The following is a 21,009-nucleotide window of genomic DNA, read 5'->3' as shown; positions in this document are numbered from 1 at the left end:
TCACGAATGAACGGGGGTCATTGACTTCGCGTCGTACCGCGCCATGAAGTGCGGCGACATCGCGCGGAGCTGGTCGTCGTCGATTCGACCCGAACGGGTGATGTAGCTGTAGCCGAAATCCAGCGGCGCCAGCTTCATGTGGTCGGCGAAGCGCTCGTACCAGGCTGCGCTGGTCCTTGCGGCCTTGACCAGCTTCTCCACCACAGGGCGGCGCGCGGCCTCATAGTTTTCCAGCGCACGGCGGAGGTTGCCGGGCTCACCGTCGAGTGCATTGACGAGGGCGATGACGTCCTCGAGCGCGAGGCGCGTGCCGGAGCCGATCGAGAAATGCGCGGTGTGGAGCGCGTCACCGACCAGGACCATATTGCGGTGTGACCAGCGATCGTTCCAGAGCCATGGAAAATTGCGCCAGACGGACTTGTTGTTGACCAGGGGATGCCCTTCGAGCGTATCGGCGAACACCCTCTCGCAAAGCGCCCTGCTCTCTTCCTCTGACTTCTCCGCAAAGCCTGCGCGGAGCCAGGTTGCCCGATCGCACTCGACGATGAACGTGCTCATCGTCGGCGAGTAGCGATAGTGATGGGCGTTGAAACAGCCGAAGTCGGTTTCGACGAAGGTCTGGGTCAAGGTTTCGAAGCGCCTGGTGGTGCCATACCAGGCGAACTTGTTGTGGTCGTAGGACATTGATGTCGCGAAGTCGCCTTCATGGCTCCGTCGCACCAGCGAGTTCACGCCGTCGGCGGCGACGATCAAGTCGTATCCCGCGAGTTCGTCGACGGAACGCACGAGCTTGCCGAAGTGCAGATTTGCGCCGGCGGATCGTGCGCGCCCGGTCAATTGGGTGATGAAATCGAGCCGGCCGATCGCAGAGAAACCGACGCCGTCGAGCACGACACGTTCGCCGCGATGAACGAGCGTGATGTCGCGCCAGGCCTCCATGCGCGCCGACACGGCCCGCTCCGTTTCCGGATCATCGGCGCGAAGGAACTCCAGCGCCTTGTCGGAGAAGACGACGCCAAAGCCCCAGGTCGCGCCTTCCGGGTTCTGCTCGAAGAGGTCGACGTGGTCCTGGGGATGCCGACGCTTCCAGAGCGCTGCGAAATACAGGCCCGCGGGACCGCCTCCCATCACCGCGATGCGACTGAGCCGCATGACCTTCCCTTCCCTGTTGCGCTTTATTGACCGCTTCTATTTGCGTATTATGCAACAGATTTCTTTTCATGCAATATATTTCTTGCATATTGGGGAATTAATTTTCTTATATGCAATCAAGCCGGCGCGGCGGGATGCGCCGCGGGAGGATTTCCGGATGTTTGAGACAGCTTTCACGGTCGAGTGGGGCGATTGCGACGAAGCCGGAATCGTCTTTTATCCCAACTACTTCTACTGGCTTGACTGCACCTGGCAGCGCTGGCTGCGGGAGCTTGGCTTGAGCCAGCGGGAGCTCAAGCGCCGCTTCAACAGCGTCACGCCCTTGATCAATGTCGGCGCAAAGTTTGTGGCGCCCGCGAGCTACGACGACGAGTTGACGATCCGCGCAGAGGTGGCCGAGTGGCAGGAGCGGCGGTTTCGAATCGATTACAAGCTGTGGAGCGGAAACGTGCAGATTGCTGGCGGATTCGAACAGCGCGCCTGGGCCTCGGTCACGGATACGGGCGCACTCCGCGGCGCCAGCGTGCCGCAGGAGTTCAAGGATTTGTTGCGATGAAACGGACACCGGCGAAAGACACCGATGACGACAGCGGCGGCACGGCCCCCGGCGGCATCCAGGCTCTCGACGCCGCGCTGTCGGTCCTGCGAGTCCTCAGGTCCCTTGATGGGCCGGCGACGCTATCGGACATCGCGCGCGAAGCCGGCATGCCACCGAGCAAGGTGCATCGCTACCTGGCGAGCTTCATTCATGCGGGCCTTGCCGTGCAGAAGGAGCGCTCCGGCCGCTACGACCTCGGCCGCGAAGCGGCAGAGCTCGGTGTTGCCGCCATCAGCCGGAACAACTTCGTCGTCCGCGCTTCCGACGAACTCGAGGAGCTGGCGACGACGACGGGCCAAGCCGCACTGCTGGCCGTCTGGAGCCACAATGGCCCGACCGTGGTCCGAATGGAGCGAGGTCCCCATCTGACGACCACGTCGATCGGTCTTGGCAGCACGTTTCCCTTGCTGGACTCCGCGACGGGACGCATTTTCCTGTCTTACCTGCCGTCTCCACAACTGACCGCGCGGCTGCAAAACGAACTCGAGCGTGCCGCGTCCGTCGGCCTGAGCTGGCCGGATCTCGATCCCAACCTGGAAAGCGTGCAGTCCCTGACGACGAAGATCCGGCGCGAACGCATCGCCTATGTCGATGGACGTTACATTCCGGGCCTGCTCGCGATCTCATCCGCGATCACGAACTGGCAAGGCGAGATCGAGGTCGCCGTGACCCTGTTCGGCACGCACAGGGAATTACTGCAGCCGGACAGTCCGGCGCGGGCCGCCTTGATCGACTTTGCCTCCCGCCATTCGATCGCCCCACCGGTTCAGCTCGGCAAGCCGCGCGACGCGCGAGCGCGCTAGACCTAGTGCTCCAATCTCCAGTTCACTTCCACAGACCCACGAGCGGCCAGCAGGAGAACATGAACAGGATGATGAGGCCGCCGACGACAACGGATGGACCATGAGCAATCCAGACGATGTTGCGGACCTGCGGGCAAGGATTCAGGGACGCTTCGACGACGAATACGTCAGAGAGAACGGCCGCTGGCTGTTTTCAAAGCTCGTCCTGACGACCTGGTACATGGTTCCCGTCGAACCAGGTTGGGAAGCCGCAGCCGCGGGCAGGACAGCATGGGGTTCAAGATCTCACGCCAAATCGCGCGAGAAAATGCAAGCCGACGACTGCGACCACGAACATGAACCACATCGGATTCTGGCGGTCGAGCAAGAACGTTTCCGTCGTCCCGTAGTAAAGTCCGAAGAGCCACACCACCAGGCAAAACCGGGCGAGGGATTGGCCGGTGCCACGGCTCTGGACCACGTGGAAATTCTTCAGGGGCGCGCATACGAATATGAGAACGACGAGAATCAACCCCGGCAAGCCGATGGTGACGGCGAGATCGAGGTAGCTGTTGTGGCTGTGGGCCGCAGTGGCCACCCATTCGGACCCCTGCTCGGTCTTCTTGTCCTTGACGCCGTCCCAGAAAGCCGCATAGCCGTGGCCAGCGAAGGGCCTTGCGGCAACCGCGCCCAGCGCGAACTCCCAGACTTCGGTGCGCCCGGTAAAGGTCGTATCGATGGGAAGCGCGTTGGTGAGCGGTGTCAGTTGCGGGATGGCGACGCTGCCGACGGTCAGCAGATTCATCAGAAGTAGCGGCACGAAACAGATCGCGCATTTCTGCCAGAAGCCCTTCGTTGCCCCGACCACCGACGCCACAGCCCAGACGACCAGGCAAAGCATGCTCGCCGTCTTCCCGCCCGTAAAGAACAGGAAGATGGCGGCAAGACCAAGGATTGCCGGTCCGGATAGAAACGCTCCCGCCGAGATCAGATACGCGCCAAAATAAACCAGGATCGCCATGACGGGCGAGGCGACGTTCTTGTGCTCGAAAGTTCCTCGCCAGTCGCCCGCGAGCCCCGGCTCTGCCGCATCAGCTGCATTGTGGACTGAAACACCGGGCGCCAGCATCACCCCGAGATAGCAGAGCAGCAGGAGGCCGATTGCCGCCACCGCGAAGCATAGGTTGAAGGACCTGAGGCTCGGGGGCAGCAGGGGCATCATGACGGCGAGCGACATGACGCTCGCGGTCAAGGCAAATCGCTGCAGCGAGATCGCCGGATTTTCGGAAAGAAGGATATTGAGTGCCATCCAGGCGAGGAAACATAGATGCAGGGGCGTCCAGAGCGTCCTGAAGGCCGCGACATTTCGCGGTACCGACAGCAGCACACCCATCACTGCGAGGACGGCGAAGCAAAGATAGGTGGCGGCGAGCTTGCCCGCGGCATCGTCGATGACGGTCAAATCCTTGAACGGCTCGAGTGTGACCAGCACACAGAGCAAGGTTGCCACGACCACGGCGCAGCGGAGGCAATCGAGGACCTGTAGCTTTGCCAGCGCCGTCCGCACGGCTTCAGCGAAGCCTCGATCGTGCCCGTCAGCCAGTTCGGCGCCTTGCATCCGCGGCGGTTCCTCTCGGTCACGATCAGGGTAAGGACATCGATGGTTACCGCAGCCTTGTTAACCGAACGTCAATTTTTGATCTTTTCGGCGCTGAGCGGATTGAACGGCCCCGGCGATCCGCCGGCCGCGGTCGAGCAACTCCGACCGGGTTAGCGATCTGCCGCGGTTTGTTAACGAAGCAGTGCGAATTGGCTTCTGCAGAAGGCCTTCCTTGGTAAAATTAGCTGGTCGATCAGTTCAGCGGCGAGGAAAGATGAGATGCAGGTCAGATCCGCGCTTCAGATCAATTTGCATCCGCTGGACGTGCGCCATGCGGTCCACACGCTTCCGCATCAACTCGAAGTATGGGGCGATCAGGTTGATCGCATCGTCTTCACCGTCGACACCAGGCAGAGCAGGAGCGGCCGCTACACCGGCGACGCCTACGAGGAGAGCCGCGGGCGCCTGTTTGCACTGCTGGAGGCCATCGCACGAAAGTCACCGAAGGCGGAAATTTCCGAGGTGGACTATTCGCGGGTGGCGCTGGAGTCCGTGCGGCAACGTTATTTCTCCGGAAGTCGTGCCTATCCGGAAAAGGCCTTCGATGGCGGACCGTTCCATGCCTATTTCTACGGCCTGCTGAAGGCGAACGCGGACTATGTGGTTCATATGGACAGCGACATGCTGTTCGGCGGCGGCAGCCAGGTCTGGCTTGAGGAGGCGATCGGCTGGCTGAAGACGACGCCGGACGCGCTGTTCGCCGGACCACTTCCAGGTCCGCCCCGCGCTGACGGCACACTCGGCGATTTGCATGGAGCGTTCCCGGGGCTGACCGATATCCAACCGCCCGAGCGGCTGGCCACCGCCTACCCGGCCTACCGCTTCCGTACCGTGAGCACGCGGATCTTCGTTCTCGATCAGAACAAATTCGATGCGTCGATCGGCGCACTGGGCCTGGTCCGTCCCGATCTCCGGCGCCGGCTCCGCGCAAAATTGTTTCGACAGTCGCCACTGACGATGCCGGCCGAGGAGATCATCTCCGCCGCCATGATCCGCAACGGGCTTTCCCGCATAGACCTTCTCGGTTCAGGAGCCGGGCTCTACTCGCTCCATCCACCGTATCGCACGGATAGATTCTATCGGGAATTGCCACATCTGATCGCACGAATCGTGGCCGGCGCCATACCGGACGCCCAGCGCGGCGACTATGATGTCAATTCAAGCATGTTCGACTGGACGGAGGCACTTCGGCAGAAGACCGTCGGCCGCCGCCTTGCCCGCGCCGCACGTGCGCTGCTGTCGAGCTAAGCATCCACACCTCACCGCCCGACGCGCGCTCGCACTCAATTGGCGGCAGCCGCCTGATAGAGGCGGTCGCGCAACCAGGCATGACCTGCGTCCTCCTGGTTGCGCGGGTGCCATAGCGCGAGGATGCGTGCGGGCGGCAGATCGAGCGGCGGAGGGATGAGATCGAGCTCGTGGGCGAAGCGCATCAGAAATCGCCGCGGCAGGGTGCAGATGCAATCGCTGTGCGCAAGGATGACCGGCGCCAGCGCATAGGTCTGGATCGAGACGGCGACGCGCCTGGAGCGGCCGAGCGCGCTCAGCGCGTCGTCGACCAGACCGGCAAAGCCGCCGCCGTCCGCGGAGATCAGCAGATGGTCGAGCTCACAAAACGTGTCGAGACCGAGCGGGCCTGTTCCGCGCGGGTGGCCCTTCCGTTGCGCGGTGAGGAAGCTGTCCTCGAACAGCGGTCGCTGCATCAGCTCGCCGCTGATCCGGTCGGTGCCCGTGACCAGAATATCGATCTCGCCACGTTCGAGACGATCGACGATGTCGGGCGTGGGGTGGACGAGCGCGAGCCGCGTGCGCGGAGCCATCGCCGTTAGCTGCGCAACGAAACCTGGCGCCAGCGTCACGGCCGGATTCTCGTGAATGGCAACGACAAAGGTGCGCTGGTCTCTTGCGGGATCGAAGGCGGCCGGTCCCTCCACCATCCGGCGCAGCCTGCCGAGCACCTCGGCAAGTTCCGTCTGCAGCTCCATGGCCCGCGTCGTCGGCACCACGCCGCGGCCCGCCGCCGCAGGCACGAACAGCTGGTCGGCGAATACCTGCCGCAGCCGGTTCAGCCGGGCCGACAGCGCCGGCTGCCCGATGTTCAGCCGCGACGCCGCGCGCGTGACGTTGCGCTCGCGCAGCAGCGCCTCCAGAGCGAGCAGCAGGCCGAGGTCGATCTCGGCGAGATCGGAATCATCGGCCGGCCGGCCCGGACTGCGTTCGACATCCGCCATCGATGCATCCTCCGTCTGAGGGCGAACAAGCGCGGCCGAATGAGCCGCGAAGAGAAAGGCTTAAGGCCTTCACGCGGCCATGAAAAGGCAGACCGCCGGAAGACCGGATATCACCGGCATCGATGAGACGTATCGAGCCGACCGCCCTCCCGCGAGCGCAGCCCGGCTCGTACCTCACAGCCACGGCGGCAGGTCCGGGACGTCGGCAATCACGCCGCGCCGGGCGCCGATCGAAGCGGAGGACGGCTCAGTGACGAAGACTTATCACATCGGCGATGCAGCCATCACGCGGATCGACGAATTGGCGTTGGCAGCCTTTCAGTTCGACGCGCTCTATCCCGGCGCGGACCCGGAGGCACTGCAGCGCCGGCAGGCGCGGCTCGAGGCAGGTTCATTCGATCCTGCGACCGGCACATTCATCCAGAGTATCCATAGTTGGCTCGTCAAAACGCCGCACCACACGATCCTGATCGATACGGCCACCGGCAACGACAAGAACAGGCCCGACATACCGCCGCTGCACCGGCTCAACGAACCTTTCCTCGCGCGGCTCGCAGCTGCGGGCATCACGCCTGAAGATGTCGACTACGTGCTCCTCACCCACGTTCACGCCGATCATGTCGGCTGGAACACGAGGCTCGTCGATGGTCGCTGGATGCCGACGTTCCCCAATGCGAGCTACATCTTCTCTCGTATCGAGCAGGCCTATGGCGAGAGCCTGGCTAATGGCGACGAGCCGGCAGCGGATCCCGCATTGGGCCCTGCCCTGCGAAAGCCCGCCGATCGCGTCTATGACGACAGCGTGCGGCCGGTGATCGATGCCGGCCTGGCGCGGCTGGTGACGGTCGATGGCAGCGAGGTCCTTGAGGGAATTTCGTTCACCGCGACGCCAGGCCATAGCATCGACCATGCCTCCATCCGTCTCGTGTCGCGCGGCGAGAGAGCGCTGTTCGCGGGCGACGTGATGCACCACCCACTGCAGGTCTACGAGCCGTCGCTCAATTCCTGCTTCTGCGAATTCCCGGAAGCGGCGCTCCGCTCGCGCAACATCGTGCTCGAAGACGCGGCCGAGAGCGGCGCGACCGTCTTCACCACCCATTTCGCGCAGTCCTCCGCCGGCCGCATCACCCGCAGCGGCGAGCGCTTCGCCTGGCAATTCCTCTGACTGAAAGGAGAATGACGATGGACCAGAACGTTCTTGCACAAGGATACAAACCCGACCTCGTGGTCGAGGATTTCATGATCCCGAGCGACACCGTCGGCATTTCGCTTCACCTTCGCAACAAGCGCGCTAGGGCACAAAAGAGTTTCCCTGCCGAGCGGACCGTCTTGCTGGTTCATGGCGCGACCTATTCCTCGGCAAGCCTTTTCGATGTGCCGCTTGGCGGCCGGTCCTTCATGGATCATCTCGCCGCCCAGGGCTACGATGTCTTCGCGCTCGACGTGCGCGGCTATGGCGGATCGACCCGGCCGCCGGAGATGGACGCGCCAGCGCAGGACTCGGCGCCCCTTGTTCGCACCGATGTCGCGGTGCGCGACCTCGCCAGCGCGGTCGAGCATATCCTTGCACGTCGCGGCATCCCGCGCCTGAATCTCGTCGCGATGTCCTGGGGCGGATCGGTCGCCGGTGCCTATACCGCTGACAATAACGAGAAGGTCCAAAAGCTCGCACTGATCGCGCCGCTGTGGCTGCTGAACGCCCCCGCTCCGATCGATTCCGGCGGCGCGCTCGGCGCCTACCGCAAGGTCCCCGTGCTCGATTTCAGGGAGCGCTGGCTCGCGGCTGCGCCGGAAGCCGCCCGCGTGAACCTGATCCCGGAGGGCTGGTTCGAGCGCTGGGCCGAGGCCTCGCTCGCAACAGATCCACAAGGCAACGCCGGGCGCCCTCGCGTGATGCGCGCGGTGAACGGTCCGATCCAGGATATCCGCGATTACTGGGGCGCCGGCAAAGCGTTCTATGACGCGCATGACATTCGCGTTCCGGTGCTGCTCGTTCACGCCGAATGGGACCGCGACGTGACCACGGCCTCGACCCAGGATTTCTTCCGCTCGCTCACAGCGGCGCCATACCGGCGTTGGGTGGAGATCGGCGAAGGCACCCATATGGTGCTTCTGGAAAAGAACCGTATGCAGGCCTTCGACGCCATCAGTCAGTTCCTGGCCGAGCGCGACACCCAGGGAACTCCGTCATCCAGTTGATGCACCGGATCCAGAACGTCGGTGGAACCGAGCCCGTTGCAGGAACGTCGACGGCGGCGCGTCGTTGGTCCGTGTTCAAAACTGGAGGATGGACATGAAGATCGTTCCAAGCATTGGCATCATCGCGGCGGTCGTCGCGGCGAGTGCGGTGGCAACCCCGAGCTTCGCGCAAGGCCCTGGTCCCTGCACGAGCTCAGGCAGCTACGCCGTCGGCGCAGAGGGTCCCGCCATGAGCGGCGGTCAGTTGATGGCCGGCGTGGGAGATTGTCGCCACCACCGCCACGCGAGGTGGCGCGACAGCTACGGCTATTATCAGGCGCCGGCCCGCGGCTATTATGACCGCGGCTACTACGATCGCGGATATGGATATGACGGCCCGGGCGTCACGATCGGCGTTGGTCCCGATCGCTGGTGAGAAGAGAGGAGAGAGGCCGCCGTCAAGGCGGTCTCTTTCGTTGGACGAGGACCGCAACGGGCTTACGGGGCCAGGGTCTTGGCGAGTGGAGAGGCCCCCTTCAACCCTCCACCCGATACAACCGCCACCGCGCCGGCACGCCCTTGAGCTGGTGGCTGCCGTGATCCCTGAGGCGGATTTGGGATTGCGCTGCGAGCAGGTCCTTCACCGCGCTCGAGATCAGGACCTCGCCGGCGCGCGCCTTGGCGGCAACGCGGGTGCCGATGTGGAAGGCGAGACCGACCATCTCGCCGCCGCTGATCGTGTATTCGCCGGCGTGCAGGCCGACCCTGATGTCGAGGCCGAGCGTGCGCACGGCCTTGCGGATCGCGGTCGCGCAATTGATGCCGGCGGTCGGCGCCTTGAAGGTCGCGAGCACGCCGTCGCCGGTCGTCACGACTTCCTTGCCGCGCGACGACTTCAGCTCCTTGCGGACCGCGGCGTAATAGAGGCCCATCACCTTGGTCCAGCGCGCATCGCCGAGCTTGGCGGCCTTTGCCGTGGAGCCCACGATGTCGACGATCAGGATCGTGGCGAGCGCCTGCTTGAGCTCGGCGCTGCCATTGGCGGATTTGCGCCGGGCCACGATGGCACCGCTTAGCGGTTCATAGTCATGGCTGCGCCGTCGCGCGATCGCGGACTTGGTGTAATCCCTGGCGCGCTGCGCGGTACCGCAACGGATCGTCTTCTCCTGCGGCAGATGCGTCCAGTAAACCTTGCGGCTCTTGCCTGCGCCCTGAACCTCAACAGCGCCCCATTTCAGGAACACCGCCGAGCCGACCCGCCGCACACACCACGCCTTCGACGTGTATCCTGATACGTTCGACTGATGAAGACCGATGCGGAGGAATTTGGGCATGAGCTTGCGGGCCAACCGCTGGACCATTCTGCGGACCTGGAGCGTAGTTGGACGCTCGCGCCTTGGCAACAGCGCGCGCCTGAGCAGTGCTGCCGTTACGCCCCCGCGCCGGCCTCAAACGCAAACAGCTCGATCGGCTCGCTGAAGCCGCGGACGGCGTGCTGGCCGACACGCTCGAGCGCAAACTCCGGCGTGACCAGTTCGGCAAAGTCGCGCGACAGCAGCACCGGCTTGCCGACCTGCTTGGTGAGCGCCTCGAGCCGCGAGGCCATGTTGACGGCGGGACCGATCACGGTGAAGTCGAGCCGGCTGGTCGAACCGATATTGCCGTACATGACGTCCCCGACATGGACGCCGATGCCGTAGTTCAGCGGCGCACGGCCCGTGCCCTGGTTGCGCTCGTTCAGCGCAGCCATCGCCTGACGGGCCTCGGTGACGGCGCGCAAGAGATTGGCACAGGCCTTGGGCTGGCTGAGCGGAAAGATCGCGAGCAGGCCGTCGCCGATGAACTTCAGGATCTCGCCGCCATGCCGCGCGATCGGCTCGGACATCGCGTCGAAATAATCGTTGAGCAGATCGATGACGTCGTCGCGCGGCCAGTTGTCGGAGATCTTCGTGAAATCGCGCAAGTCGCAGATCATGATCGCGGCGCGCACCGTCGTGCCGGTGCCGCGCCGTGTGGCACCGGCGAGAATCAGCTCACCGGCATGGGACCCGACATAGGTCTCCAGCAGCGTGCGGGCCAGGCGGTTCTTGATGCGGATCTCGCTGACCAGCGCCAGCACCGGCAGCACACTCTTGAGAGCGGCGAGGTGCGAATCGTCGAAACCGCCGGGCCTGTCGGTCGCGAACGTGATGAGATGGCGCTTGCCAAGCGTGTGGTAGAGCGGCCAGGCGACGTAGTCGGTGAGGCCCTTGGCCCGCATCTCGTCATAGAGCGCATGCTTGCGGCCGAGTGCCGGATCGCGTTCGAGATTCTCGCGCACTTCAGTGGCGCCATCGATCAGCTCGTTGGCGGGGCTGCCGATATATTCCGAGCGCTCCCTCACATCGAAGTCGACCCGCCCGATCTCGGCCTCGCGCATGCCGTCGGACCACATGATGCGGGCCCCCAAGCCATTGCGGATGCTGGATCTGGACATGAAGCGTCGCCCGCTTGAGGGGAATGCCGGCCTGCTGGAGGCGGATGCACATTTCGGCAAAGATGTTGTCGATGAAGCGCTGGTCGCGCGTGCCGTTGGTCAGCCAATCGACGACGCCGGCGGCATGCGTGGCGGCGGGAATCCTGTCTGGCGCGTTCATATCCTGGCCTTCATCATCATCCCCGCAGATATCGTGTTCCGGATCGGCCGCGTCAACCTGGCCAGTTGCACGGATTGTTCGCACCCGAAAGGATCGTCACCTAGCCGACCAGCCGGATCGACCCCAGCACAGCCAACCCCGAAACGAGCGTCAACCTGGACGCCGCGGTGAGCTCGAGCTTCAGTGTGCTGCCGCCGGGAATGACAAATGCCTCGCTATCGAGACCAATGCCGCAATCGCCTGATACCGCATAGACCAGATGGGTACCGGCGGTGAGCGGCCGCTCGCAGGGCTCCCGGAGCGCCAAAAGCTCGATCTCCGCCGCACCGCGCCGCGCCATCAGATTGACGACCTCGACCGGGCCGGCTTCGAGCTCCGTCACGATCTCCATCTCGCCTGCGAAGCGGACGGTGGTGAACGGTTCGCGCTCGTCGAATTGCTGCCCCGGCGCTTTCAGCACCAGCCCGCGCCCGCCGACCACCATCTGCAGGCGATCGATATCAGGCATGTGGGAGAACGGGCCCGGCGCCACGATCGGCGTGGCAGCAAAGCGCCACAGCAGGCTGTCCCAATCCTTCTCGGTCGTACCGGGCCGATGCGCATCCGCGATATCGGTCAAGATGCCACCACCGTTCTTCCATGGCGAGCGGGTGTAGTCTTCGGATTTCAGCAGCGTGGTTTTCATGTGATCGCCCACGGGAACGAATGCCTCCGTCATCTCAGCGGCTATTTCCTGCCGCTGTCATAGACCTTCATGCCGGCCGCGGGATCGAGATCGGTTTCGGTCGCCTCCGTAACGCGCGCCATCATCATGTAGAAGCCGAGCGTGACGATGGACTCGACGATCTCCTGATCGCTGAAATGTGCGCGAGCAGCCGCGAAGATCGCGTCGGGCACGCGGACGTTCTCGATCACCTCGCGGCCGAATGTCAGCAAGGCTCGCTCCGCCTCGTTCAGCGCTGCGGCACTGTAATCGCCGCGTCCCACCGCATCGACCTGGGCCTGCGTGCAGCCGACGCCGAGCGCGATCGGCACATGCTGGCGCCACTCATAGGCGCCGCCTTCGAGCTGGGCGGCCTGCAAGATCAAAAGCTCGCGGTTGACGGCGGAGAGCTTCTGCTTGTGCAGGATCGAATGGCCGAGACGCATCGCCGGGATCATGTTGGCCTCGGCATGGGCCATCATGCGAAAGATGTTGAGCTTGACCGGCATGCGGTCGAAGGCGGCACGGATGTCGCCGCTCGTCGTCTCCGGATCAATCAGGGGCAGCCTTGCCACGGTTTTCTCCCTTGGGTGGACAGCCATGCCTGTTGACTAACGACCGATCGTTTCGCTAGTCAACCGCCGCGACGATCGAGCTCAAGTGAGCGGGTCGACACCGGGAGCGCGGGCATGAGCCGCATCTTCGGCGCGGTGCGCCAGAACGGATATGTGGTGCGGGACATCCACGCCGCGATGACGCACTGGATCGACGTGATGGGCGTCGGTCCCTGGTATTACATGGACCGGGTCAAGACCGACTGGTTCCGTCATCGCGGCCAGGACTCTTTCGTCGAGATGAGCATTGCGCTCGCCAATTCCGGCGATCTCCAGATCGAGCTGATCCAGCAGCGCAACGATGCGCCTTCGCTTTACAAGGAGTTTCTGGACGCCGGCCATGAAGGCCTCCAGCACATGTCGTACTGGAGCCACCACTACCAGGCGCTCTACGACAAGGCGATCGGGCTCGGCTACAGGATCGGCCACGAGGGCCAGATCGGCGGTGACAAGGGACGCTTCGCCTATTTCGACACGCAGGCGCATCCGGGCACGATCATCGAGATCTCCGACATCAGCGGCACCAAGGGACCGTTCTTCGAAAAGATAAGGCAGGCGGCTTTGAGCTGGGACGGCACGCGGCCGATCCGAGAAGTCGGTGGCGCGGCGTCATAGGCTTCCTCGCTCGCCGAACGACAGGACGAGCCACGCCGTTGCCGGCCGCGCGATCCGTGCTAGCGTGTCCCCCATCCCGTCCCAGAATTCGGCGAGGCAAGCATGTCTGCGACTGACAAGGTTTTCGCCGGCTCGGTCCCAATACTCTACGACGAATATCTGGTTCCGCTGATCTTCTCCGTCTATGCCGACGACCTTGCCAGACGCATCGCCGCGCTGTCGCCCACGGACCTGCTCGAGATCGCAGCAGGCACCGGGGCGGTGACGCGCGCCGTGGCGGCACGGCTGCCTGCCGATATCCGCTATGTCGCGACTGACCTCAACGAGCCGATGCTCGCGGTCGCAAAGCAGCGTCAGGGGGAAGATCCCCGCATGTCCTGGCGTCAGGCCGATGCGCTGGCCCTGCCCTTCGACGATTCCACGTTCGACGTCGTCTGCTGCCAGTTCGGCGCCATGTTCTTTCCGGATCGCAGCAAAGGTTACGCCGAGGCGCAGCGGGTGTTGAAGCCTGGTGGTACCTACCTGTTCAGTGTCTGGGACCGCATCGAGGACAATATGTTCGCGGATGATGCGACCGTCGCGCTCGGCAAGATGTTTCCCGACAATCCGCCGCTGTTCCTGGCGCGGACGCCGCACGGCTATCACGACAAGGCCGTCATCAAGGCCGATCTCGAACGCGCGGGCTTCAAGGCTATCTCGATCGAGACGCTGACGGCGATGAGCCGCGGGCCGAGCGCTGACTATGTCGCGATCGCGTATTGCCAGGGCACGCCGCTGCGCGGCGAAATCGAGGCCAGGGATGCAAGCAAGCTCGAGGCCGCGACCGACGCCGTTGCCGAGGCGATCCGAAAACGCCACGGCTCGGGGCCGGTTGAGGCGAAGATTCAGGCCTTGGTGATCACGGCACGGCCGTGAAGCGAGGCCGTGGACCTCATCAGGCGCTTACCAGAAGCTCCGCTGCATCGGCTGTGGCGGCTGAAAGTACTGGTACTGGCCGGCACGGCGGCGCGGACTGACGGGTTGCGGATCGCGCTGCCCAAAGAAGAAGAAGCCGTTTCCGCCGTAGCCGCCGCCCCAGCCATCGTCGCTCGCCATTTCCACCGGCGGCGCGGTCGGCTTGCGGGTGATGAAGCCGCCTTGCGGATGGTTGCTCAGCACCGCGACGAACTCCGTGCGGTAGTTTGTCTCGCCGCTGAGCGGCTCGTCCGAGACGATGATCGACGAGCGCGGCAACGCGGTCGGCCCGATACGATCCCACACCTCCTGCGGGATGGTGATGCGGTCGAGCGCGTCCTTGGCGCTATCGCCGTCGTCGATGGAGACGACGCTCCAGCGCAGGCCCTTGTCGCTCTTCGCCATGGCCGTGAAGATGTGCGTGCCGAGCGGCTCGTCGGGATTGCGGATGGTGACGGGAACCTCGATGCTGTTGTCGAACACCTCGCCACCGCCATCCGGCGCCGGCTTGTGCGTGTTGCGGCGCACGTAAAGCTTCTGCGTTGCACGGCTGATGTAGACCGAGACCGGCTCCATCGCGAGTTTTGCGTCCGTCGCGGCCTTCACGGCCTCGGCCTTCTTGGCCGCGGCGGCCTTGAAGGCCTCCTTGGTGGCGGCAACGGCATCACGCTTGGGCTGCGCGGCAGCCTTGGCGGCCTCGAGCTGGGTTGCGGCATCCGTAGCCTTGGTCGCAGCCTTCTGCTTCAGCTCGTCGGCCTTTGCCTTGGCCTGGTCGGTCCTGGCGTTCGCGACCAGCTTGTCGGCATAGGCGTTCTCGGCGTCGGCGCGGGCCTTCTGCTGCTCGAGCTTGCGCAGCGAAGCGGGCAGCGATTGCGCCTCCTTCGCTGCCGCTGCGGCGGCCTTCTTGGCTTCATCGGCCGCGCTGATGGCCTCCTCCGCCTCGGCGGAGAGCTTGTCGGCACGCGCCGGAACCGCAGCGATGGCCTCCTTGCTCGGCACAAACAGCGAGGGATGCGAGAAATCGACCGGAGCGGCGTCGTTCGGCGAGATGATGACGCGCATTCCGATGCTGGTCTTGTCGAACAGGCTCTCGGCGAAACCGAAGGGCATGCGCACGCAGCCGTGCGAGGCGGCGTAGCCGGGCAGCGGCCCGCCGTGCAACGCGATGCCGTTCCAGGTAATGCGCTGCATGTTCGGCATCCAGGCATCGTCATACATGGTCGAGTGGTGATCCCTGTCCTTCTCGACGACGGCAAAGACGCCGGCGGGCGTCTCGCGTCCGGTCGTGCCGGTCGAGACCGGCGCACGCAGGATCCAGCCCTCGGAATCGTAGAAGGTCACCTGCTGGCTCTTGAGCGACACGATCGCCATGATCGGCTCGCCCGCTTCGCGCGGCGCCACCGCCTCGGCGGCCTGGCGCGGCTGCTTGGCGGCGAGGATTTGGCTGGGGGCGGCCAGAGCGACCGCCGCCGCGAACATCACAATTCCGGGGCCCCCCCAACGCCGCATCACCCGATTGGACTGCGCCGTCGTCATCAGGTCTTTCATGCCATTCCCCGGTTGCCTGTCCGCACTTGGTCCATCATCGGTCACATTGCGATCTCTGGATTAAGAATTCGCAGCCACCATCCGTTCCGTATTTGGCGATATTCGGTCCGTTCCGCGACGAAACTCTCTTATACGAGCGTCCGCGTGGGCGGAAGGCGGTTCACGACCGAGCTGTCCGGAGCCGGCGGTGGCAGAGGCGGGCTGCGGCGGAATGTCCGCTTTTAGAGGGGGGCACAGGTGTGACCGGAATCACAGAGAATTGCGTCGGCAGCGCGCCGGAGTGCTGGTCGGGTCAAACCTCGAGCCATTCCTGCCGCACCGCGGCGTTGGCCTTGAGCTCGTCAGGCGTGCCCTCGAATACCACGCGGCCGTGGCCCATGATGTAGACGCGCTTGGAGATACGCATGGCGATCGACAGCTTCTGCTCGACCAGGAGAATGGCGACGCCGGCCTGCGCGATGCGCGCGATGAGATCGCCGACCTGCTGCACGATCAGCGGCGCGAGACCCTCGGTGGGCTCGTCGATCATGATCAGGTCGGGGTCGCCCATCAGCGTCCGGCACGTCGTCAGCATCTGCTTCTCGCCGCCGGACAGCACGCCCGCTGCCGTATCGGCGCGCGCGGCGAGATTCGGGAACATGTCGAGCATATCCTGGAGGCGCCATTTGCCGGGACGGCGCGTATCCTTGACACCGAGCACGAGATTTTGGCGAACCGTCAGGCTCGGGAAGATATCGCGATGTTCAGGCACATAGCCGAGCCCGAGGCGCGCGATCTTGTAGCTCGGCAGGCCCGCGATGTCCTTGCCCTTGAAGCGGATCGTGCCTTGCGGGGCGACCTCTCCCATGATCGCCTTGACCGTGGTGGAACGGCCGACGCCGTTGCGACCCAGCAGGCTCACGACCTCCCCGGCGCCGACGTCGAGGTCGACGCCCTGGAGGATGTGGCTCTTGCCGTAATAGGCGTGGAGATCCCTGACCTCGAGCATCAGTGCGCTTCCTCGCCGAGATAGGCTTCCTTGACCTTGGGATCGCGCCGGATCTCTTCCGGCGTGCCCGAGGCGATGATGTGGCCGTAGACCAGCACCGAGATGCGGTCGGCGAGACCGAACACGACGCTCATGTCGTGCTCGACGATGACGAGCGTCTTGCCTTCGGTCAGCCGGCGGATCAGTGCTACGGCACGGTCGGTCTCGGCGTGGCTCATGCCCGCGGTCGGCTCGTCCAGCATGACGACGGTGGCGCCGCTCGCGATGGTGATGCCGATCTCCAGCTCGCGCTGCTCGGCGTAGGTGAGCAGCCCGGCCGGAACGTCACGCCGGTGCGTCAGATGAATATCGTCGAGAATCCGGGCCGTGCGCTCGCGCACTTCGCTCAGGCTGTCGACGTTCTTCCAGAACGCGTAGCGCTGTCCCGTCGCCCACAGCACGGCGCAACGGACGTTCTCCCATACCGTCATGCGCGCGAACACGTTGGTGACCTGGAACGAGCGCGACAGGCCGCGGCGGTTGATCTCGAACGGCCGAAGGCCGGAGATCAGATCCCCGTTCAGCCTCACCTCGCCCGAGGTCGGCGGGATGTGGCCGCTGATCAGGTTGAAGGTCGTCGACTTGCCTGCGCCGTTCGGGCCGATGATGGCATGGCGCTCACCCTTGGCGACGCTGAGATTGAGATCGCGGATGATGCCGACATTGCCGAAGCGCTTTTCGACGGCACGGACTTCGATCGCTGCAGAGATCGCTCCGCTCATGCCAGATACCCCCGGTCACGCGCCACCGTCGCAGCCTTGTCCCATGCCTCCGCGATCCGCCGCCAGGCCAGCCGCGCGACGACGAAACCGCCGCCGACGAGAATTGCCGCGGCGAGCCAGGTCACCGGCGATGTCGCAATAAAGGGGACGCCGAACAGGTTGATGGGATCGCCGCCGGAGAAACGCGCGACGCTCTCGATTGCGAGGATCACGCCGCAAGCCAGGGCAACCGTCGGGACCACAGCGACGAGATAGGACGGGATCACCGTCCACAGCGTTCCGGCGCGGATCAGCGGCCGATGCATCATCACCAGGCCGGCAATGCCGCCCGGCGAGTACATCACGATGCCGATGAAGATGATGCCGAAATAGAGCTGCCAGGCCGTGGTGAGATTGGTCAGCCCCAGTTGCAGATAGGTGACGAGGATGGCGCCCAGGATCGGGCCGAAGAAGAATGCGGTACCGCCGATGAAGGTCGAGAACAGCACGAGGCCGGACTGGATCGCGCCGAGATAGGCGGAGTTCGCGATCTCGAAGTTGATCGCGGCCAGACCACCGGCGATGCCGGCGAAGAACCCGGCAAAGCAGAAGGCGATGTAGCGCACGACGTGCGGATCGTAGCCGATGAACTGGACGCGCTCCGGATTGTCGCGGACTGCGTTGCAGATCCGCCCGAGCGGCGTCCGCGTCAGCGCGTACATCGCGATCGCCGACAGCACGAGCCAGAACGCGATCAGGTAATAGACCTGAAGCTGCGGTCCGAACGACCAGCCCAGCATCTTCGGCAGCGCGGTGCGGTCCGTGGTGATGCCGGACTCGCCGCCGAACACCGAGCGCAGGATCAGCGAGGAGGACGCCACGAGTTCACCGATGCCGAGCGAGATCATCGCAAACACCGTGCCGGCGCGCTTGGTCATGACCCAGCCGATGATGACGGCAAAGGCGAGGCCGCCGAGCCCGCCGAACAACGGGATGAACGGCAGCGGGATCGGCCAGCCATGCGACACCACCGCATTCATCATGTGGCACGCGGCGAAACCGCCGAGCCCATAGTGCACGGCGTGGCCGAACGAGAGCAGGCCGGTCTGGCCAAGCAGGATGTTGTAGGACAGCGCGAACACGATCGCGATGCCGATCAGGCTGAACGAGGTCAGCGAGCCGCCCGACGGGAAAATCATCGGCAGCACGATCAGCGCGAGCATGCCGAGCAGCCAGACGCCGTAGAAGCGCAGGCCGGCAGCGGGCTCTGCCGCCATTTTGGAGGTCGAGGTCGCGGCAGTGGTCATGTTTCACGCGTCCCCATCAGGCCCATGGGGCGTACGATCAGAATGAGCACCAGCAGGACATAGGGAACGATGGGTGCGACCTGCGCGATCGTGACGTTCCAGATATCGGTGAGAACGGAGGGACCCGAGGACGGATCGAGCGGGCCGAAGGCACTCGCCAGCGAGCCATCGAGCGCCACTGCGAAGGTCTGGACCAGTCCGATGACGAGCGAGGCGATGAAGGCCCCAGGCAACGAGCCGAGCCCGCCGAACACGATGACCACGAACAGGATGGGGCCGAGCGAGGCGGCCATGTCGGACTGCGTCACCAAAGCAGGACCTGCAATGACGCCGGCAAGGCCGGCCAGCGCGCTACCGACCCCGAACACCGCCATGAAGACGCGTCCGACATTGTGGCCGAGATGCCCGACCATGTGCGGATGCGTCAGCGCCGCCTGCACGATGAGGCCGACGCGGGTGCGCTTGAGCACGATCAGCAGCACCACGAAGATGATGACCGACACCGCCAGCATGAAGATCTTGTAGGCGGGATAGTTGGTCGAGAAGATCGTGAAGGCCGGGAAATCGAGCAGCGCCGGCACGCGATAGTCGAGCGGGCTCTTGCCCCAGATCATCGAGACGATCTCCTCGATCGCGAACGCCAGACCAAACGTCAGCAAGAGCTCGGCGACATGGCCGTGCTTGTGGGTGTTGCGCAGGCCATAGCGCTCCACCGCCATGCCGATGGCGCCGACCAGCAGCGGGGCCAGCACCAGCGCCGGCCAGAAGCCGATCCATTTCGTGAGCTGGAAGCCGAAGAAGGCGCCGAGCATGTAGAAGCTGGCATGGGCGAAGTTGAGCACGCCCATCATGCTGAAGATCACGGTCAGCCCGCTCGACAGCAGAAACAGCAGCATGCCGAACAGCACGCCGTTCAGGGTCGAAATGACAATGAGTTCAAGCACAGCGCACTCATGGCTATCCGGTGCCGCCGGGCCCCGGTGAATATCGTCCAACCGATCAAGGCATTCCGGCCGCCGTCTTCCCGCAAGGCCGTAACGGCTCGCGGGAAGATGACGTGCGTCGAGATTAGGGTCGCGTCATCTTGCAGGTCGTGGAGACCATGGCCTGCGGCGTATCAATGCGGGAGACGATATGCCAGCCCCAACCGGTATTTTCCTCGTCGAACGGCTCATTTGCGGCGGGCTTGCCGAAGGAGGAAATGTAGATCGGCTGGAAGAACTGGTGATCGTCCTTGCGCATGATGCCCTGGCCGCCATCGAGGACCTCGAACTTCATATCCTCGAGCGCCGCCGCGACCTTCACGGGGTCGATCGAGTTGGCCTTCTCAGCCGCCGCCTTGAACATGCGCATCTCGTTGACCGCACGCGGATACCAGAGCGACAAATTGACCTTGGCGCGGAAGGCTTTCTCGAAGTCCATCGCGGCCTGGTTGCCCGAATTGGGGATGCCTTCGCTGATCTGGAAGACCTGGTGATCGAGACCGGTCTGCTTGATCGCCGTGGGACCGCCGGCGCCGCCGGCGTAATACGTATACCAATTGACCTTCAGGCCGGCGTCGGCCGCAGCCTTGAGCAGCAGCGCGAAGTCCTGGCCCCAATTGCCGGTGACGACGCTGTCGGCGCCTGATGCCTTGATCTTGGCGATATAGGGCGAGAAGTCCGTGACCTTGAGCAGCGGATGCAACTCGTCGCCGACGATCTGGATGTCGGGCCGCTTTGCGGCCAGCATCTTGCGCGCGTCCGAGCGTACCGACTGGCCGAACGAATAGTCCTGGTTGATCAGGTACACTTTCTTGATCGACGGAACGTCCTTCATGTAGTTCGTGAGCGCTTCCATCTTGATGTCGGAGCTGGCGTCCCAACGGAAATGCCAGAAGCTGCACTTCTCGTTGGTCAGGCTCGGATCGACGGCGGCGTAGTTGAAATACAGGACTTCCTTGCCGGGATTGCGCGTGTTGTGCTTGGTGACGAAGTCTTCCAGTGCGGCGGCGACGGAAGAGCCGTTGCCCTGCGTGACGTAGTGGGCGCCGGCGTCGATCGCCTTCTGCGCCTGCACCAGGCTTTCCTGCGGATTGGTCTTGTTGTCCAGCGGCAGGATCTCGACCTTGTGGCCGAGGATACCGCCCTTGGCGTTCAGCTCGTCGGCCAGATACTGGAACGTCTTGAGACCACCCTCGCCGACGCTGGCGCCTCCGCCGGAGAGCGGATCGATATAGCCGATCTTGATCGTGTCCTCAGCCGACGCTGCATGACCGAGCATCGGGGCGATCACGGCAATGGCCAAAGTAAGCTTGCGCATCT

The 21,009-nt window shown here is 64.2% G+C and carries 20 protein-coding genes and 1 pseudogene; 8 read left to right on the top strand and 13 right to left on the bottom strand.

The annotated features are described in order from the left end of the window. Positions 1 to 1,152, bottom strand: coding sequence for an FAD-dependent monooxygenase (locus ACVWZ4_RS18550; RefSeq protein WP_456790283.1), 1,152 nt, complete (start codon positions 1,150 to 1,152; stop codon positions 1 to 3). On the opposite strand from ACVWZ4_RS18550, the gene ACVWZ4_RS18545 reads away from it, so the two are divergent. Together ACVWZ4_RS18545 and ACVWZ4_RS18540 are read left to right on the top strand one after the other, a co-directional pair. Beyond that, on the top strand, positions 1,151 to 1,708 hold the full coding sequence (locus ACVWZ4_RS18545; RefSeq protein WP_456740917.1) for an acyl-CoA thioesterase: 558 nt from the start codon (positions 1,151 to 1,153) through the stop codon (positions 1,706 to 1,708). The two genes, ACVWZ4_RS18550 and ACVWZ4_RS18545, sit on opposite strands and share 2 nt — an antisense overlap. Next, entirely contained in the window at positions 1,705 to 2,553 is an 849-nt protein-coding gene (locus ACVWZ4_RS18540) for an IclR family transcriptional regulator (RefSeq protein ID WP_456740916.1), read from the top strand. Before ACVWZ4_RS18545 ends, ACVWZ4_RS18540 begins: the two co-directional genes overlap by 4 nt. A gap of 277 nt (positions 2,554 to 2,830) precedes the next feature. Here ACVWZ4_RS18540 and ACVWZ4_RS18535 read toward each other — a convergent pair whose 3' ends face one another. Further along, positions 2,831 to 4,150, bottom strand: a complete 1,320-nt coding sequence (locus ACVWZ4_RS18535; RefSeq protein WP_456740915.1) for an O-antigen ligase family protein — start codon at positions 4,148 to 4,150, stop codon at positions 2,831 to 2,833. Between the two features lie 261 nt (positions 4,151 to 4,411). Between ACVWZ4_RS18535 and ACVWZ4_RS18530 the strand changes: the two genes are divergently transcribed. Then, positions 4,412 to 5,440 carry a glycosyltransferase family 2 protein gene (locus ACVWZ4_RS18530; RefSeq protein WP_456740914.1) on the top strand — a complete coding sequence of 343 codons (1,029 nt, stop codon included), beginning with the start codon at positions 4,412 to 4,414 and terminating at the stop codon, positions 5,438 to 5,440. A gap of 35 nt (positions 5,441 to 5,475) precedes the next feature. Here ACVWZ4_RS18530 and ACVWZ4_RS18525 read toward each other — a convergent pair whose 3' ends face one another. Then, on the bottom strand, positions 5,476 to 6,423 hold the full coding sequence (locus ACVWZ4_RS18525) for a LysR family transcriptional regulator (protein ID WP_456740913.1): 948 nt from the start codon (positions 6,421 to 6,423) through the stop codon (positions 5,476 to 5,478). Between the two features lie 250 nt (positions 6,424 to 6,673). Here ACVWZ4_RS18525 and ACVWZ4_RS18520 point away from each other — a divergent pair, with 250 nt between their 5' ends. The 3 genes from ACVWZ4_RS18520 (at position 6,674) to ACVWZ4_RS18510 (ending at position 9,037) form a co-directional block, all read left to right on the top strand. Then, entirely contained in the window at positions 6,674 to 7,588 is a 915-nt protein-coding gene (locus ACVWZ4_RS18520; protein WP_456699399.1) for an MBL fold metallo-hydrolase, read from the top strand. 17 nt (positions 7,589 to 7,605) lie between these two features. Then, entirely contained in the window at positions 7,606 to 8,622 is a 1,017-nt protein-coding gene (locus tag ACVWZ4_RS18515; RefSeq protein WP_456740912.1) for an alpha/beta hydrolase, read from the top strand. A 94-nt stretch (positions 8,623 to 8,716) separates the two neighbouring features. Further along, positions 8,717 to 9,037: a hypothetical protein gene (locus ACVWZ4_RS18510; RefSeq protein WP_456699401.1), complete on the top strand. Its 321-nt coding sequence runs from the start codon at positions 8,717 to 8,719 to the stop codon at positions 9,035 to 9,037. A gap of 100 nt (positions 9,038 to 9,137) precedes the next feature. Here the strand turns inward: ACVWZ4_RS18510 and ACVWZ4_RS18505 are convergent, their stop codons facing one another. The 4 genes and pseudogenes from ACVWZ4_RS18505 to ACVWZ4_RS18490 form a co-directional block, all read right to left on the bottom strand. Beyond that, positions 9,138 to 9,935, bottom strand: coding sequence for an adenylate/guanylate cyclase domain-containing protein (locus tag ACVWZ4_RS18505; RefSeq protein WP_456705072.1), 798 nt, complete (start codon positions 9,933 to 9,935; stop codon positions 9,138 to 9,140). 95 nt (positions 9,936 to 10,030) lie between these two features. Next, a pseudogene (locus tag ACVWZ4_RS18500) lies at positions 10,031 to 11,237 on the bottom strand (adenylate/guanylate cyclase domain-containing protein). A gap of 100 nt (positions 11,238 to 11,337) precedes the next feature. Further along, positions 11,338 to 11,922: a HutD/Ves family protein gene (locus tag ACVWZ4_RS18495; RefSeq protein WP_456763734.1), complete on the bottom strand. Its 585-nt coding sequence runs from the start codon at positions 11,920 to 11,922 to the stop codon at positions 11,338 to 11,340. A 41-nt stretch (positions 11,923 to 11,963) separates the two neighbouring features. After that, positions 11,964 to 12,515 carry a carboxymuconolactone decarboxylase family protein gene (locus ACVWZ4_RS18490; RefSeq protein WP_456699403.1) on the bottom strand — a complete coding sequence of 184 codons (552 nt, stop codon included), beginning with the start codon at positions 12,513 to 12,515 and terminating at the stop codon, positions 11,964 to 11,966. Positions 12,516 to 12,629: 114 nt separating this feature from the next. Between ACVWZ4_RS18490 and ACVWZ4_RS18485 the strand changes: the two genes are divergently transcribed. Both ACVWZ4_RS18485 and ACVWZ4_RS18480 read left to right on the top strand, forming a co-directional pair. Further along, positions 12,630 to 13,169 (top strand): VOC family protein, encoded by a 540-nt coding sequence (locus ACVWZ4_RS18485; RefSeq protein ID WP_456737419.1) that lies wholly within the window; start codon positions 12,630 to 12,632, stop codon positions 13,167 to 13,169. A gap of 102 nt (positions 13,170 to 13,271) precedes the next feature. Next, complete coding sequence (locus tag ACVWZ4_RS18480; protein ID WP_456737418.1) at positions 13,272 to 14,084, top strand: class I SAM-dependent methyltransferase; 813 nt, start codon at positions 13,272 to 13,274, stop codon at positions 14,082 to 14,084. A 27-nt stretch (positions 14,085 to 14,111) separates the two neighbouring features. On the opposite strand, the gene ACVWZ4_RS18475 is transcribed toward ACVWZ4_RS18480, so the two are convergent. From ACVWZ4_RS18475 to ACVWZ4_RS18450, 6 genes are all read right to left on the bottom strand, one after another. Further along, positions 14,112 to 15,671, bottom strand: coding sequence for a L,D-transpeptidase family protein (locus tag ACVWZ4_RS18475; RefSeq protein WP_456740910.1), 1,560 nt, complete (start codon positions 15,669 to 15,671; stop codon positions 14,112 to 14,114). A 292-nt stretch (positions 15,672 to 15,963) separates the two neighbouring features. Then, complete coding sequence (locus ACVWZ4_RS18470; RefSeq protein ID WP_456699407.1) at positions 15,964 to 16,659, bottom strand: ABC transporter ATP-binding protein; 696 nt, start codon at positions 16,657 to 16,659, stop codon at positions 15,964 to 15,966. Next, a complete protein-coding gene (locus ACVWZ4_RS18465) occupies positions 16,659 to 17,408 on the bottom strand; it encodes an ABC transporter ATP-binding protein (RefSeq protein WP_456742234.1) in 750 nt (249 codons plus the stop codon). The genes ACVWZ4_RS18470 and ACVWZ4_RS18465 overlap by 1 nt, the downstream gene beginning before the upstream one ends. 8 nt (positions 17,409 to 17,416) lie before the next feature. Continuing rightward, entirely contained in the window at positions 17,417 to 18,706 is a 1,290-nt protein-coding gene (locus tag ACVWZ4_RS18460) for a branched-chain amino acid ABC transporter permease (RefSeq protein WP_456740909.1), read from the bottom strand. Beyond that, positions 18,703 to 19,650 (bottom strand): branched-chain amino acid ABC transporter permease, encoded by a 948-nt coding sequence (locus ACVWZ4_RS18455; protein ID WP_456740908.1) that lies wholly within the window; start codon positions 19,648 to 19,650, stop codon positions 18,703 to 18,705. The genes ACVWZ4_RS18460 and ACVWZ4_RS18455 overlap by 4 nt, the downstream gene beginning before the upstream one ends. Before the next feature lie 124 nt (positions 19,651 to 19,774). After that, a complete protein-coding gene (locus tag ACVWZ4_RS18450; RefSeq protein ID WP_456737414.1) occupies positions 19,775 to 21,007 on the bottom strand; it encodes a branched-chain amino acid ABC transporter substrate-binding protein in 1,233 nt (410 codons plus the stop codon). Between the last annotated feature and the right edge of the window lie 2 nt (positions 21,008 to 21,009).

The organism is Bradyrhizobium sp. USDA 4472, assembly GCF_054058595.1.
The sequence above is the reverse complement of the archived record's forward strand: the minus strand, read 5'-3'. Positions and strand labels throughout refer to the sequence as shown.

What these genes read in the sequence shown, in the direction of transcription:
- ACVWZ4_RS18545 (WP_456740917.1), top strand. Translation starts at nt 1,151, where the DNA reads ATGACCTTCCCTTCCCTGTTGCGCTTTATTGACCGCTTCTATTTGCGT.
- ACVWZ4_RS18550 (WP_456790283.1), bottom strand. Translation starts at nt 1,152, where the DNA reads ATGCGGCTCAGTCGCATCGCGGTGATGGGAGGCGGTCCCGCGGGCCTG.
- ACVWZ4_RS18540 (WP_456740916.1), top strand. Translation starts at nt 1,705, where the DNA reads ATGAAACGGACACCGGCGAAAGACACCGATGACGACAGCGGCGGCACG.
- ACVWZ4_RS18535 (WP_456740915.1), bottom strand. Translation starts at nt 4,150, where the DNA reads ATGCAAGGCGCCGAACTGGCTGACGGGCACGATCGAGGCTTCGCTGAA.
- ACVWZ4_RS18530 (WP_456740914.1), top strand. Translation starts at nt 4,412, where the DNA reads ATGCAGGTCAGATCCGCGCTTCAGATCAATTTGCATCCGCTGGACGTG.
- ACVWZ4_RS18525 (WP_456740913.1), bottom strand. Translation starts at nt 6,423, where the DNA reads ATGGCGGATGTCGAACGCAGTCCGGGCCGGCCGGCCGATGATTCCGAT.
- ACVWZ4_RS18515 (WP_456740912.1), top strand. Translation starts at nt 7,606, where the DNA reads ATGGACCAGAACGTTCTTGCACAAGGATACAAACCCGACCTCGTGGTC.
- ACVWZ4_RS18510 (WP_456699401.1), top strand. Translation starts at nt 8,717, where the DNA reads ATGAAGATCGTTCCAAGCATTGGCATCATCGCGGCGGTCGTCGCGGCG.
- ACVWZ4_RS18505 (WP_456705072.1), bottom strand. Translation starts at nt 9,935, where the DNA reads ATGCCCAAATTCCTCCGCATCGGTCTTCATCAGTCGAACGTATCAGGA.
- ACVWZ4_RS18495 (WP_456763734.1), bottom strand. Translation starts at nt 11,922, where the DNA reads ATGAAAACCACGCTGCTGAAATCCGAAGACTACACCCGCTCGCCATGG.
- ACVWZ4_RS18485 (WP_456737419.1), top strand. Translation starts at nt 12,630, where the DNA reads ATGAGCCGCATCTTCGGCGCGGTGCGCCAGAACGGATATGTGGTGCGG.
- ACVWZ4_RS18480 (WP_456737418.1), top strand. Translation starts at nt 13,272, where the DNA reads ATGTCTGCGACTGACAAGGTTTTCGCCGGCTCGGTCCCAATACTCTAC.
- ACVWZ4_RS18475 (WP_456740910.1), bottom strand. Translation starts at nt 15,671, where the DNA reads ATGAAAGACCTGATGACGACGGCGCAGTCCAATCGGGTGATGCGGCGT.
- ACVWZ4_RS18470 (WP_456699407.1), bottom strand. Translation starts at nt 16,659, where the DNA reads ATGCTCGAGGTCAGGGATCTCCACGCCTATTACGGCAAGAGCCACATC.
- ACVWZ4_RS18460 (WP_456740909.1), bottom strand. Translation starts at nt 18,706, where the DNA reads ATGACCACTGCCGCGACCTCGACCTCCAAAATGGCGGCAGAGCCCGCT.
- ACVWZ4_RS18450 (WP_456737414.1), bottom strand. Translation starts at nt 21,007, where the DNA reads ATGCGCAAGCTTACTTTGGCCATTGCCGTGATCGCCCCGATGCTCGGT.